Origin of the sequence: Gramella sp. KN1008, from assembly GCF_004332155.1 — a bacterium.
GTDB lineage: Bacteria > Bacteroidota > Bacteroidia > Flavobacteriales > Flavobacteriaceae > Christiangramia.
The window spans coordinates 677,964-691,121 of the sequence record NZ_SJDV01000001.1 but is presented as its reverse complement, the minus strand read 5'-3'; the positions used below and the strand labels follow the sequence as shown (position 1 = coordinate 691,121).

14 protein-coding genes and 1 tRNA gene are annotated in these 13,158 nt (G+C 39.2%); 5 read left to right on the top strand and 10 right to left on the bottom strand.

Annotated features, from left to right (window positions below; all coding sequences use genetic code 11):
* Positions 1–563: 563 nt before the first annotated feature.
* Positions 564–1,058, bottom strand: coding sequence for a hypothetical protein (locus tag EZJ28_RS03145; protein ID WP_131394812.1), 495 nt, complete (start codon positions 1,056–1,058; stop codon positions 564–566).
* A 613-nt stretch (positions 1,059–1,671) separates the two neighbouring features.
* On the opposite strand from EZJ28_RS03145, the gene EZJ28_RS03140 reads away from it, so the two are divergent.
* Positions 1,672–2,046, top strand: coding sequence for a group III truncated hemoglobin (locus EZJ28_RS03140; RefSeq protein ID WP_131394810.1), 375 nt, complete (start codon positions 1,672–1,674; stop codon positions 2,044–2,046).
* A 9-nt stretch (positions 2,047–2,055) separates the two neighbouring features.
* Positions 2,056–2,556: a RidA family protein gene (locus EZJ28_RS03135; RefSeq protein ID WP_131394808.1), complete on the top strand. Its 501-nt coding sequence runs from the start codon at positions 2,056–2,058 to the stop codon at positions 2,554–2,556.
* 39 nt (positions 2,557–2,595) lie between these two features.
* On the opposite strand, the gene EZJ28_RS03130 is transcribed toward EZJ28_RS03135, so the two are convergent.
* The 7 genes from EZJ28_RS03130 to EZJ28_RS03100 form a co-directional block, all read right to left on the bottom strand.
* Positions 2,596–4,089, bottom strand: coding sequence for a sulfatase (locus tag EZJ28_RS03130; protein WP_131394806.1), 1,494 nt, complete (start codon positions 4,087–4,089; stop codon positions 2,596–2,598).
* A gap of 286 nt (positions 4,090–4,375) precedes the next feature.
* A tRNA-Arg gene (locus EZJ28_RS03125) sits at positions 4,376–4,449 on the bottom strand.
* Between the two features lie 88 nt (positions 4,450–4,537).
* A complete protein-coding gene (locus EZJ28_RS03120; protein WP_131394804.1) occupies positions 4,538–4,813 on the bottom strand; it encodes an ATP-dependent Clp protease adaptor ClpS in 276 nt (91 codons plus the stop codon).
* A gap of 54 nt (positions 4,814–4,867) precedes the next feature.
* Positions 4,868–5,701, bottom strand: coding sequence for a 50S ribosomal protein L11 methyltransferase (gene prmA, locus EZJ28_RS03115; RefSeq protein ID WP_131394802.1), 834 nt, complete (start codon positions 5,699–5,701; stop codon positions 4,868–4,870).
* Between the two features lies 1 nt (position 5,702).
* Entirely contained in the window at positions 5,703–6,455 is a 753-nt protein-coding gene (gene tpiA, locus EZJ28_RS03110) for a triose-phosphate isomerase (protein WP_131394800.1), read from the bottom strand.
* Between the two features lie 145 nt (positions 6,456–6,600).
* Positions 6,601–7,695 carry a BT_3928 family protein gene (locus tag EZJ28_RS03105; RefSeq protein WP_131394798.1) on the bottom strand — a complete coding sequence of 365 codons (1,095 nt, stop codon included), beginning with the start codon at positions 7,693–7,695 and terminating at the stop codon, positions 6,601–6,603.
* 17 nt (positions 7,696–7,712) lie between these two features.
* The gene (locus EZJ28_RS03100; protein WP_131394796.1) at positions 7,713–8,270 is read right to left on the bottom strand and encodes a DUF1599 domain-containing protein; all 558 of its coding nucleotides are present in this window, start codon (positions 8,268–8,270) and stop codon (positions 7,713–7,715) included.
* Positions 8,271–8,357: 87 nt separating this feature from the next.
* On the opposite strand from EZJ28_RS03100, the gene folP reads away from it, so the two are divergent.
* Positions 8,358–9,182: a dihydropteroate synthase gene (gene folP / locus EZJ28_RS03095; RefSeq protein ID WP_131394794.1), complete on the top strand. Its 825-nt coding sequence runs from the start codon at positions 8,358–8,360 to the stop codon at positions 9,180–9,182.
* Between the two features lie 37 nt (positions 9,183–9,219).
* Entirely contained in the window at positions 9,220–9,993 is a 774-nt protein-coding gene (gene cdaA, locus EZJ28_RS03090; RefSeq protein ID WP_131394792.1) for a diadenylate cyclase CdaA, read from the top strand.
* Position 9,994: 1 nt separating this feature from the next.
* On the opposite strand, the gene EZJ28_RS03085 is transcribed toward cdaA, so the two are convergent.
* Entirely contained in the window at positions 9,995–11,761 is a 1,767-nt protein-coding gene (locus EZJ28_RS03085; RefSeq protein ID WP_131394790.1) for an ABC transporter ATP-binding protein, read from the bottom strand.
* Entirely contained in the window at positions 11,762–12,508 is a 747-nt protein-coding gene (gene truA / locus EZJ28_RS03080; protein ID WP_131394788.1) for a tRNA pseudouridine(38-40) synthase TruA, read from the bottom strand.
* Positions 12,509–12,616: 108 nt separating this feature from the next.
* Between truA and EZJ28_RS03075 the strand changes: the two genes are divergently transcribed.
* Complete coding sequence (locus EZJ28_RS03075; protein ID WP_131394786.1) at positions 12,617–13,105, top strand: metallophosphoesterase; 489 nt, start codon at positions 12,617–12,619, stop codon at positions 13,103–13,105.
* The last annotated feature ends 53 nt before the right edge of the window (positions 13,106–13,158 follow it).

Genomic DNA, 13,158 nt, shown 5'->3' with positions numbered 1-13,158 from the left:
TAAAGTGGAAATTTGATGTGGTTGATATGAATGATATATTTGATTAGAATTTTGAATTTTTCTAAATAAATCTTTGGAAATTTTATAGCTATAAAAAAATTTCATATTTAACATCTGGTATTGAACCATTAACATATAGCTCTCCATTTTTAATAATGATTCTATCGCCATACTCTCCAATTACTCTAAACCAAAAAAGGTCTTTTAAAATTCTGTGGTCGGAATAAAATAACATCATCCTTTCCAATTTGAGGTATATTTGATACAATTACACCAGATTCATATTTTATATTTGGTTCCATAGAAGTTACTGGTATATACTTCAAATTGAGTATTCCAGAAAATTTAAGGAAAATTATTATTCCAAATATTGACCCAATTATAAAATGTATTTTCTTGTGAAATAAAATCATTCTCAAAATATTATGCACCACATCGATTATAAAACCCACTACTAAATTTTTAGTTAATACTGCAGGTGAATAAGGAAAACTGACTGGGCCTATAAATCCAATACTTTCACCTGCTCTTATAGGTTATAAAAAACGGGTTTTTAAGGGATCTTATCTAATGTATTTAACTTCCTTTTTTTCACCATCCCTTTCCAAAGTGAACTTATAAATATTTTTTGTCATGGCATCTTTCTTTCCCCAGGCCTTAAATTTTACCTTTTTCACGATCCACCCAGGATAGTCTTCAAATACTTCTAATCTCACATCTCGTGGTGCAAGAATATTCTCAAAATTTAATCGGGTTCTCACCAGTTTTCCTTTCCTATTAAAAACCGCCCTTCCAGTTCCCAGGTCAGATACTATTACGAATATGAACTGGTTTGCATCCTTGTTATTTCTTAAATAACTTTCAATATCAATCTTATCATATAGAAAATTCAAAGGATCGGTAACAAAATCCAAGACCGTTCCCGAAGGAATAGATAGATTAACGGTTAAGGTCCTATCTACTTCCGGAGCGGTAACAAAATTTGACTTATTTACAGCTAAAGATTTGGCACTTATGAAAAAGCTAAGTGCAATTACAAATGGAATTAATTTTTTCATGATGAATATTTTGATTGTGAATATTTTCAAAAATATATCGCGGTCACCCTGGGTCCGGAGGAAATGATTCAAACCGGTATTAGTTTGAACCGGGCGAGGAGAAATCCCTGATCTTTAAAAACTCCAGGTAATTTTATACGTGCCTAAGAATATATGAACTATTCGAAGCAAACTCCTCCTAACGAAAAATTTGCGCTCAGTTTTAAAATCAACATATAAAAAAACCAGCTGGATTCAGCTGGTTTTATTTGGCTAATTCAAATAACTTTAAAATGAAAAAAATTATATGTTAGTTTTTTTCGAAGTCAAAATTATTTTGATTCAAATATATAAGAGACCTTTAGCTCAGAGGTAATTAAGATTCAAACCGCTAGAAGTTTGCTCCAAAGGGTATTAAAATGATTTAAGGATTCCTGGATTTAACCAGTGAAAGTGAGATATTGTGATAATCCTGCATGAACCTTAGCATATTTGATGCTTCTATTAACGCCTCAATTAATACGCCTGCACTCCGTAATCCCAGACTTTTATGCTAATTCATTACGGTCAGAATGATATGAAAACCTACATTAATAATCCAGGAAAAATTAAATTTGCTAAAAACATTTAAAGTTTGAAAGATATTCAGAATAGAAAGGACATCGAATTACTTGTAGATGAGTTCTATAAACTAGTCATTAAGGATGAAAAAATTGGCCATTTTTTCACCCGAGTAGTAAAATTAGACTGGGACCACCATATCCCGGTAATGTATGATTTCTGGGAATCCAGTCTTTTAGGAAAAATGAAGTACAAAGGAAATCCTATGATCAAACATATTGAGCTAAGCAAGAAGGAAACGCTGAAGGAAGAACATTTTAACAGGTGGCTTAATTTATGGGAGAAGACCATCAGAAAACATTTTGAAGGTAAAAAGGCAGAAACAGCCATACAACGAGGCCGACAGATAGCTGAACTCATGAAATTCAAAATTGAAAGATATACTTAAACCCATAGCATGAAAAATCACTTACTCATTATCTTATCACTATTCTTTTCCTTTACGTTATGTGCTCAGACTCCGGAAGATAAAATCGAAGAACTTGGGTTCGTTCTGCCTGAAGTGACCGCACCTTCGGCCAACTTTGTTAAATGGAGGAAAGTGGGTAACCTGCTCTTCCTGGCTGGAGACGGAAGTGAAATGAAAGGGAAACTGGGTAAAGACCTTACCGTAGAAGACGGCTATGCCGCAGCACGCCAGACGGGTGTGGATATTCTTTCAACATTGAAAGCCGCCTGTGGCGACCTCAGCAAAATAAAGCAATTTGTAAAAGTACGTGGAATGGTTAATTCTGCTCCGGATTTTTATGACCAGCCCAAAGTAATAAATGGGTTTTCAGATTTGATGGTGGAGGTTTTCGGCGAAAAAGGAAAGCACGCCAGGGCCGCGGTTGGGCACTGTTCCCTGCCTTCAAACATCGCTGTGGAGATTGAAGTGGTAGTGGAATTAGAGGAATAAAAATACTACACGCCAGATGTTAGACTTATTTTTAGATTCTTAATCTTTTGTCTTACCTGGCTCTCTATTCTCTGATCCTGTGGTTTCGGTCATCCTATCACCTAATTTTTTACGAACCTCCTCACCTCGTTGAAGCAATTCTTCTGCAATTTCAGGATATTCTTCAATTACATTTTTGGTCTCATAAAGATCATTCTCCAAATTATACAATTCAGGAGTTTCAAGTGTTTGATGACTATAAGGTCCTGGAAAGCCATCCATTCCGGGTTCAACATCTTTATAAGACCGGTAGGTATGCGGAAAATAAAGTTTCCAGTTATCTTTTCTGATAAAAATCAGACTTCCCCCATAATACCCCCAGAACTCATGACGCAGGTTTACATCCTTTCCCTCCATTACAGGTAGCATGGCTATCCCGTCAATCTTCCGATCGGGTAGGTTTCCATCAATGATTTCAGTAATTGTAGGGAGAATATCCACATTTAACATCAGTGCATCGCTCTCCTGTCCTGGTGGAATACCGGCCGGCCATTTCATTAAAGCAGGCACCCTTGTTCCACCTTCCCACATATTTCCTTTTCCCTCTCTTAAGCCTCCGGTTGTTCCAGCATGGTTACCATAATTTAACCACGGCCCGTTATCACTGGTAAAGACCACGAGCGTATTTTGCTCAATTCCGTTCTCCTTCAAAGCCTTCATAACCTCACCAACAGACCAGTCCAGTTCCATCATTACATCTCCATACATTCCCTGTTCGCTTTTACCTTTAAATTTATCTGAAACACCAAGGGGGACATGAGGCATCGAATGAGCCAGGTATAGAAAAAATGGTTTTTCCTTGTTTTTGTTAATGAATTTTACCGCACGCTCGGTATACATTGTTGTGATCTTATCCTGATCTTCCAGATCCTGGATTTCCATTATTTTCTCATTCCCCTCAATTACGGGCAATTCCTGAATACTTAGCTTCCAAAGTAACCCCTTATTTTTGGTAGAGTCCGGCCTACTTCCATCATAATGTATAGGCCACATATCATTTGAATAAGGGATACCGAAATATTCATCAAAACCCTGTGCCAAAGGCATCATTTCTTTGGCATCACCCAAATGCCATTTTCCTACCATCCCCGTCACATAACCCTGTTCTTTGGCTATTTCAGCGATTGTTTTTTCATCCGGATTAAGGCCTTCCCTGGAATTTGGAAAATAAGCCCCACGAACACTTACCCTATCCGGGTAACTTCCGGTTAATAAGGCAGCTCTGGAAGCACTGCAAACCGCTGTGGTTGCATGAAAATTGGTGAATCTAATACCTTCCGAAGCCATCCTGTCAAGATTTGGAGTTTCCCAGCCTTTGGCTCCATACACACCAACATCTCCGTAACCCATATCGTCAACATATATAAGGACAATGTTTGGATTTCGTTTTTCTGAACTGTGTTTCGTCTGACTTGGGTTTCCTTTACAGGAGAATATCAGACCAATAAAAATCACAAAACAAACTGGAGAAATAAGGGTAGACTTACCTATCATGATGTTTAAAAAAATTAAGGTTTATTAAAAATTAGGCGAAAAATATTACCAAACTTTTATTAAATATAAGCATCTTTTGTAGTTATAGGCGAACCCGTATAATTTGGTTAGGAGTAAAAAATGTATTTTCTATAGAATGGGGCTCTTTATAGATTTCAAGGAAATAGGATAAATAAAAATCAAATTCTGCTGCCTGACTGTTTCTAAACTCCCTACATTTAACTCATTAGAAAAACAAAACCCCTTGATTTCTCAAGGGGTTTAAGCATGTATGCGATTTTTAAAGTGACCTCGGCAGGATTCAAACCTGCAACCTTCTGAGCCGTAATCAGATGCGCTATTCAGTTGCGCCACGAGGCCTTTTCATTGCTGCTCTGCAATCTTGCAAAGCGGGTGCAAATATATCGTTTATTTTAAAAACTGAAAATGTTTAAAAAGATTTTTTTGACTAAATGATCTCCGCACTTAACCCGGCATCCAGTAATTTTGAACATCGAGGCTTAAGATCTTCATAAGGTCCGGTCTTTACAGTACATTTGCCCTTGTAATGAACCAGGATTGAACATTGCTCGGCCTGCTCAGGAGTGTGGTCACAGGCGTAGATAAGGGTTTCTATTACATGATCAAAAGTATTGTAATCATCATTATACAATACGATCTCATTTTGCTTCTTCTTTTTGGTCTTTACTTCAAGCTTCTCTAATAATTCTTCTTTCGTGCTCATCTTCAAAATTTTCTCATGCAACATTGGTCAAAGATACAAATTATGATAAAAATCTCAGCGTGAAAACTTTGCAGCTATCCAATCGTTCCTTTCAAAATTTTCCACAAAATACAAGCCAAGTTCTTTACACGCCTTTTCGATCACTGGAAGATCTCCACTGTAAAAGCCACTTAGAAATAAGCTACCATCCGGGTTAAGACTTTTTTCATATACCGGCAGGTCCTCTAAAAGAATGTTCCGATTAATATTGGCCAGAATCATATCATAACTTCTACCTTCAAGTAACTCTGCCCCACCTTCTTCAACATTTATATGTTCACAATCATTTTTTGTAATATTTTCAAGCGTATTAACATAGCACCAGTTATCGATATCTATTGCATCAATTTTTGATGCCCCTTTCATGGCCGTGAGAATTGCAAGAACACCTGTACCGCAGCCCATATCCAGAACCGATTTACCTTCCCAATCGTTCTTCAAAATGTGCTGGATCATCATATGAGTGGTGGCATGATGCCCTGTTCCAAAAGACATCTTTGGTTCTATTACTATATCGAATTCGGCATCGGTCTTTGGATGAAAAGGAGCTCTTACACTGCAATGTTCATCAACCAGAATGGGAGTGAAATTCTTTTCCCATTCTTCATTCCAGTTAACACGCTCAATTTCCTTAAAATCATAATTGATGGTAAATTCTTCAGACTGGAGAATATGAACATTTGCCAGCAGGTCTTCTTCATACTCCTCTACCGGAATATAAGCGGTTATACCATCATCGTTCTCCACAAAACTTTCAAATCCCAGATAGCCCAATTCAGCGACAAGGATTTCAGAAGCCGGCTGTACCGGCTCTATTTTGAACTGAAACTCCAGGTAATTCCCACCCATTTTAGAATGAATTTACGATCTCTACAAAATCCACTGCATTAAGGCTCGCACCTCCAATAAGTCCGCCATCCACATCTTCTTTTGCGAAGATCTCTCTGGCATTATTCGGTTTTACACTCCCACCGTATAGGATAGATGTATTTTCGGCTACCTCAGCGCCTACATTCTTTTCCAATAGCTGTCTTATATGTTTATGCATTTCCTGAGCCTGCTCCGGACTCGCTGTTTCTCCTGTACCTATAGCCCAAACCGGTTCATAGGCCAGAATAATATTATTCCATGCGCTTTTAGGAAGCTGAAAAAGGCTTTCTTTTAACTGGGTTTCAACCAGATCAAAATGCTGATCCTTCTTCCTGTCTTCAAGCTCCTCTCCAAAACAAAAGATCACCGTCATCTCATTATCTATAGCTGCCTTCACTTTCTTCTCAAGCACCTCATTGGTCTCATTGAAATAAGCGCGGCGTTCGCTATGCCCCAGGATTACCGTAGTAACACCAACACTTTTAAGCATAGAAGCTGAAACCTCCCCGGTAAAAGCACCCTTCTCACTTTCGTGCATATTCTGGGCAGCTACAATTATTGGGGTTTCCCTCAACGCCTGAAAGGTTGGGTAAAGATTTGTAAAAGATGGTGCCACCATTACTGTAGCCTCAGGATCTTTCACCATTTGCAGCTTTAAATGGCTAATTAGCTCTTCAGTTTCGGCAAGATCGTTATTCATTTTCCAGTTTCCGGCTACGATGTTTTTTCTCATAATATCAATTTTGGTTGTAAGTTCTCAGGCCAAAAAATTTCTTTCCGGCCATCACTACAAATATAAGTAAAGGAGTGTTGAATGTGTCTTAAACCAGAGCCAAAGCTTCAGATTTTAGGAATTTTCAAAGACTGGTCTTATTTTTTTACAATTCGATATCGTCTGCGTCAAACCAGTGCTTTTTCTGTGTAATTGTACCCTGTTCCAGCGTTAAAAACCCCGGGTTTGACCGCACGATCGTCTTCAAAGCGGTTTCATCGGTTTGATAGAAATCAAAGTTAAGATCATACTTCTTCTTCAAGGTGTTCTGAAGTTGCTCTCCCGATGCTGTAAGACCGATAACGCGATAACCCTTTTTAAGTGCTTCCTCGCTAAGTGATTTTACAGCTTTATATCCGTCATGCTCGGTAGATCTTATGTTATAAGCCACTATCATAAAAACTTTGTCTTCAGCTAAAATCTCCTGGGTGATATCTCCTTCCTCAGTCTCTATCACAAAATCATGGATGGGAGGCACATAACCTTCTTCCACTTGCGTGGTCTCCACTCCGATGAATTCACCTTCCACCTGCGGATAAGCTCCATTATTCACAATGATCTTCTCTTCCCCATTGTGGTTGAACTTCCATTCATATTCAAAAACAGCCTCAGGAGCATCCTCCGGCACACTCATTTTCTCAGCGATATTATTTCCGATCTTATAAGGTCTGAAATCGAACACCGGCAAGTGCATCAATACATGATAACAAAATGCGAAACAGGCTATAAATGAAACAAAGATCACCCATTTATGATATTTAGGATTGAAGATCGGATTGATAAGTTTCTGATTAAAAAAGAGGATAAGAATCAGGACAAAAAGTATCACGTCCTTATAGAAAGATTCCCAGGGCGTTAATGGTATCGCGTCACCGAAACACCCGCAATCCGTAACTTTATTATAGTAAGCGGAATAAAAGGTGAGAAACGTAAAGAAAATGATCATGAGCAGCAGACTCCAGCTCGTGAACTTCCTGGCATAACCTATTAAAAGCATGATCCCCAGCACAAGTTCAAAGATCACGATCACAATGGCAATTATAAGCGCGAAAGGAATCAGAAAGGGAATATTCAGAACCGGTTCGCTAAAATATTCCTGAAGTTTATAAGAAAATCCAACCGGATCATTCAGCTTAATGAATCCTGAAAAAATAAAAAGAACTCCTACCAGAATCCTGGCAATACTTACAATCGCTTTCATGCTTTATTATGAATTAATTAGGTGGCTGTCTTCTCTTCAGCCTCCATAAAATGTATCATCGCGAAGACCGAATAATTTATCATATCCTGGTAATTGGCATCAATCCCTTCACTCACCAGGGTTTTACCTTTATTATCCTCTATCTGTTTTACCCGTAACAATTTCTGAATGATGAGATCTGTTAAAGAACTAATACGCATATCACGCCAGGCCTCACCATAATCATGATTCTTGTTCATCATTAGCTCCTTGGTCTCCGAAATATTTTCGTCATACAGGGCAATTGCTTCTTCAGGGTTAAGGTCCGGCTGATCTGCAATACCTCTTTTCAACTGTATAAGAGCCATCACCGAATAGTTGATGATCCCTATAAATTCTGATTTCTCGTCTTCCTCAATTTTGCGGACCTCACTTTCCTGAAGCTGGCGTATACGCTGGGCCTTTATAAAGATCTGATCGGTAAGGGACGGCAGCCTTAAAATTCTCCAGGCGCAGCCGTAATCTTTCATTTTATTTAGAAACAAACTGCGGCAAACATCAATCACCGCGTCGTATTGTTTTGAGGTATCCTGCATGAAGTAGTTCTAATTTGCGTAAATTTCGGGCAAATATTTCAGATAGTCAAAGTTATTTCTGTGCCTGTCTAAAACCCGAAAATCAATATGTTCATCAATTGCAAAGGAAATCTTATCGATCTCTCCACACCCAAAGTCATGGGGATAATCAATATAACACCCGATTCCTTTTTTAGCGGAAGCCGTTCAACTTCGGAAAAGGAAATTCTTCAAAATGCTGAAAGCATGCTGAATGAAGGAGCTGATTTTCTCGATCTTGGCGCCTACAGTTCCAGGCCGGGAGCTGATGATATTCCGGTTGAAGAAGAATTGAACCGAATGCTTCCCGCAGTGGAACTTATCCTGAAAAATTTTCCCGACGCACTACTGTCCATTGACACGTTTCGTTCTGAAGTTGCTGCAAAAAGTATTGATTCCGGGGCTGCCATGATCAATGACATTTCAGCCGGAAAACTCGATGAAAATATGCTGTCTGTAATTGCCAAATATCAGGTTCCATATATTATGATGCACATGAAAGGCACGCCGCAAAACATGCAGAGTCTTAATCAGTATGAAGATCTGGTAGCCGAAATTCTTCTGTATTTTTCCGAACGGATAAAAGCAGCACGGGATATTGGGATCAACGATATAATTATCGATCCGGGATTCGGGTTTGCAAAAAATATTGAACAGAATTATGAGCTTTTTTCAAAACTGGAACTTTTAAAAACCATTGAATTGCCCCTGTTGATTGGCATTTCAAGAAAAAGCATGATCTGGAAAAAACTTGGAATATCGGCAAATGAAGCCTTGAATGGAACTACGGCCTTAAATGCCATAGCGCTGATGAAAGGCGCAAAAATATTAAGGGTGCATGATGTAAAAGAGGCAGTAGAATGCATCAAAATAACAGCTGAATTGACAAACTAATTTTAGATTTTCTATTTTTACATAAAACCCCAGCAATTTGGACATCATAGATCTTCGAATTCTCGATATCCTCGACATTGTTTTCGTAGCCCTGCTTTTATACTATGTGTATAAACTGGTGCGCGGTACGGCAGCCGTAAACATCTTCATTGGTATCGTTGTTATTTACCTGGCCTGGCTGCTTACCAGACTTCTCCAAATGGAATTATTAAGCAGCGTTCTTGGTGAATTTATCGGGGTTGGAGTATTCGCTCTTATCGTGGTCTTCCAGCAGGAGATCAGAAAATTCCTTTTGATGATCGGGTCTACCAATTTCACCCAGAAAGGAAGATTCTTCAAAAGTTTTAAGTTCAATCGGGATGATTTCGATTCTAAAACCAATGTGGAAGCCATAGTGAATGCGTGTGAAAGTATGGGAAAAACCTACACCGGTGCGCTAATGGTGATCCAAAAAAGCAGCAAGCTGGATTTCGTCAAGAATACCGGAGATAAAATGAAGATAGAACTTAACCAGCCTATTATCGAATCCATATTCTTTAAGAATAGCCCCCTTCACGATGGTGCCATGATCATTGAAGAAAATAAGATTACAGCTACAAGGGTTATTCTGCCTGTATCCAATGACAGGTCGATTCCGCTAAGATTTGGTCTCCGCCATCGGGCCGCCGTTGGTATCACTGAAAAGACAGATGCCCTGGCTTTAGTGGTAAGTGAAGAAACCGGTCAGACCTCTTATGTAAAGGACGGACAGTTTATCATGTTTGAAAGCATGGAAGAGTTAAAAGAAAAACTCAGAGAAGATGTTTCCTAAATTATAAAGCTTCCTCAGCCTTGAACTGGACTTCGTATAACTTTCTGTAATATCCTTCAGGCTTTTTAAGAAGTTCCTTGTGACTTCCAATCTCTACGATCTTTCCCTGATCCATTACGATTATCTTATCGGCTTTTTTAATGGTAGCCAGGCGGTGAGCTATCACAATTGAAGTACGCCCTTCTGTAATCTTATCGGTAGCTTCCTGAATTAGCTGCTCGCTGTATGAATCTACCGATGAAGTGGCTTCATCCAGAACAAGTATACTCGGATTGCTAACATACGCCCTAAGAAATGAAATGAGCTGTCTTTGCCCTGAAGATAACATGGCTCCTCTTTCCTTAACATTATAATGATAGCCATTAGGCAGCGTATTGATAAACTCATGGATCCCGATCTGCTTAGCTGCTTTTATAACATCCTCTTCGGAAATATCGGGTTTATCAAGATTGATATTGTTCAGGATCGTATCGGCAAAGAGAAAGACATTTTGCAGCACTACCGCGATCTGACTTCTTAAAGAGCTCAATTTCATCTCCTTAATATCGATCCCGTCCACCAGAATAGAACCACTGTTGATCTCATAAAATCGGCTAAGCAGATTGATAATGGTTGATTTACCTGCACCTGTGGCTCCAACGATCGCAATGGTCTCTCCCGGATTCACTTTAAATGACACTCCCTTAAGCACCTCTTCATCTTCCACATAGCTAAAGTGTACGTCTCTGAATTCAATTTCTCCATTAAGTTTATCCACTTCAAGGGTTCCCCGGTCTTCAATACTAGCTTTGGTATCCAGGATACCAAATACCCTATTGGCCGCCACCATTCCCATTTGCAGGGTATTGAATTTATCAGCGATCTGGCGCAATGGTCTGAACAGCATCTGTGCGAGTTCGGTAAAAGCGATAATAACCCCCAAAGTAAGTTCTTCTCCCGCCACAACGCGGAGTCCTCCAAACCATACTATAAGACCTATGGTTATGGAAGATGACATTTCAGCGATAGGAAAGAATATGGAGTTATACCATACTGTCTTCACCCATGCCTTTCGGTGTTTATCATTTATTTCCTGGAAATTGGCATATTCGGTCTTCTCCCGGGTAAAAAGCTGAACGATCTTCATTCCGGTTATACGCTCCTGAACAAAGGTATTGAGATCGGCCACCTGGGTTCTTACCTCTTCAAAAGCCAGTTTCATTTTTTTCTGAAAAACCCTGGTCGCATACAGAATAAAAGGAAGAACAGTTAATACCAGAAGTGTAAGCTCCCAGCTTTTATAGAACATCACCCCAAGAACCGCCAGCATTTTGAGCAGATCACTTATGATCATAAAAAGTCCCTGGCTAAAGATACTGGCAATGGTTTCGATATCGCTCACTGCCCGGGTAACAAGTCGGCCTACAGCAGATTTGTCATAATATTTCATCTTAAAGCCAAGCATATGCTTAAAAAGCTTTACCCGAATATCACGAACCACCTCCTGCCCCAGCCAGTTAGCGTAATAGATAAAGCAGAACTGAAAGAGAACTTCCAGCATCAGAACGCCAATCATCAGGCTTACATAATAGACAAGGCTGTTATAATCTGCAGGCATCAGTGCTTCATCTATAGCCTGTTGAAGAAGTATGGGCCTTAAAACGGCAAAAAGAGAGACCAGTATTGCAGCGACTCCCACGAAATAGAAAATTCGCTTATAAGGATTGGTATATTTAAGCAATCGCTTAAACAGATCCATATCGAACGCATTTCCGGTTTTTGAAGCCATTTAGTCTATTCTTATGTTAGCGGGATACTCGATCCTGGTTAAATATAGGCCATGGGCCGGCACAGATGCTCCTGCCTCTCCTCTGTCCTCACTTTGGATGATCTCATGCATTTGCGAAACAGGAAACTTATGCTGGCCAATAGCGATAAGGGTTCCCACGATCGCTCTCACCATATTTCTTAGAAATCTGTCGGCCGTGATATGAAAAACCAACTCATTACCTTCCTTTTTCCATTCAGCATCATCAATCCTACAATTATAGGTCTTTACATCGGTACGGCTTCTAGAAAAACACTTAAAGTTAGTATAAGCTTTCAATATTTGAGCAGCTTCATTCATTCGATCTACATCAATTTTATGCTTCAGCAGCCATGCCAGATCCTTTTTAAAAGCATCTTTTTCCTGAACAATGTGATACTCATAACTACGGGACACAGCATCGAACCTCGCATGAGCCTCATCATTCACTTTAAAGATACAGGCTATTGCAATATCTTTGGGAAGCATTGAATTCAGCTTATACTTTAACAACCCGGTGTCTATGTCTTCGTTATGATCAAAATGCGCAAACATTTGCTTTGCATGTACACCGGCATCGGTTCTCCCAGCACCTACTATTGCAATATCTGACCGTAAAACCATGCCTAATTTCTCTTCAAGAACCTCCTGAACGCTAATCGAATCCGGCTGATTCTGCCAGCCGTGATAAGCTTTTCCAAAATATGAGAGTTCTATAAAATACCTCAAGCCCGCTTTATTTTTATATTAGCGAAATGCAAAGATAAGGCAATTATAACAAGGAAAAAGGCTTTAGATACGATCCTGTGTTAAGTGAAATTAAAATAAACCCGAGATTTGAAAAAGATACTTTTATTAAGTGATACTCACGGACATATAGACGATCGGATACTTCATTATGCCGGTGAAGCTGATGAGATATGGCACGCCGGTGATATTGGAAGCCTTAGTGTTACTGATAAGCTGAAGGCTTTAAAACCTTTAAGAGGAGTCTATGGAAATATCGATAATGCCACCATCAGAAAGGAATTCCCTTTGAACAACAGATTTCTGTGCGAAGAAGTTGATGTCTGGATCACACATATTGGTGGTTACCCTGGAAGGTATTCGCCAGCCGTTAAGGAAGATATAAGAAAAAATCCACCTAAGATCTTTATTTCCGGGCATTCCCATATCTTAAAGGTTATGAACGACAAAAACCTTAATCTGCTACATATGAATCCCGGGGCAGCAGGCAAGCAGGGATTTCATAAAAAACGAACTATGCTTAGATTTAAAATAGACGGAAAGGAAATTAAGGACCTTGAAGTCATTGAACTGGGATAAAATTATTTGGTAAGATTACATTTATAATAAAAAAACCCGAAGCAAAACTTCGG

Coding starts and splice junctions, on each gene's coding strand:
- EZJ28_RS03145 (WP_131394812.1), bottom strand. CDS start 1,058: ATGAAAAAATTAATTCCATTTGTAATTGCACTTAGCTTTTTCATAAGT.
- EZJ28_RS03135 (WP_131394808.1), top strand. CDS start 2,056: ATGAAAAATCACTTACTCATTATCTTATCACTATTCTTTTCCTTTACG.
- EZJ28_RS03130 (WP_131394806.1), bottom strand. CDS start 4,089: ATGATAGGTAAGTCTACCCTTATTTCTCCAGTTTGTTTTGTGATTTTT.
- EZJ28_RS03120 (WP_131394804.1), bottom strand. CDS start 4,813: ATGAGCACGAAAGAAGAATTATTAGAGAAGCTTGAAGTAAAGACCAAA.
- prmA (WP_131394802.1), bottom strand. CDS start 5,701: ATGGGTGGGAATTACCTGGAGTTTCAGTTCAAAATAGAGCCGGTACAG.
- tpiA (WP_131394800.1), bottom strand. CDS start 6,455: ATGAGAAAAAACATCGTAGCCGGAAACTGGAAAATGAATAACGATCTT.
- EZJ28_RS03105 (WP_131394798.1), bottom strand. CDS start 7,695: ATGAAAGCGATTGTAAGTATTGCCAGGATTCTGGTAGGAGTTCTTTTT.
- EZJ28_RS03100 (WP_131394796.1), bottom strand. CDS start 8,270: ATGCAGGATACCTCAAAACAATACGACGCGGTGATTGATGTTTGCCGC.
- folP (WP_131394794.1), top strand. CDS start 8,358: ATGTTCATCAATTGCAAAGGAAATCTTATCGATCTCTCCACACCCAAA.
- EZJ28_RS03085 (WP_131394790.1), bottom strand. CDS start 11,761: ATGGCTTCAAAAACCGGAAATGCGTTCGATATGGATCTGTTTAAGCGA.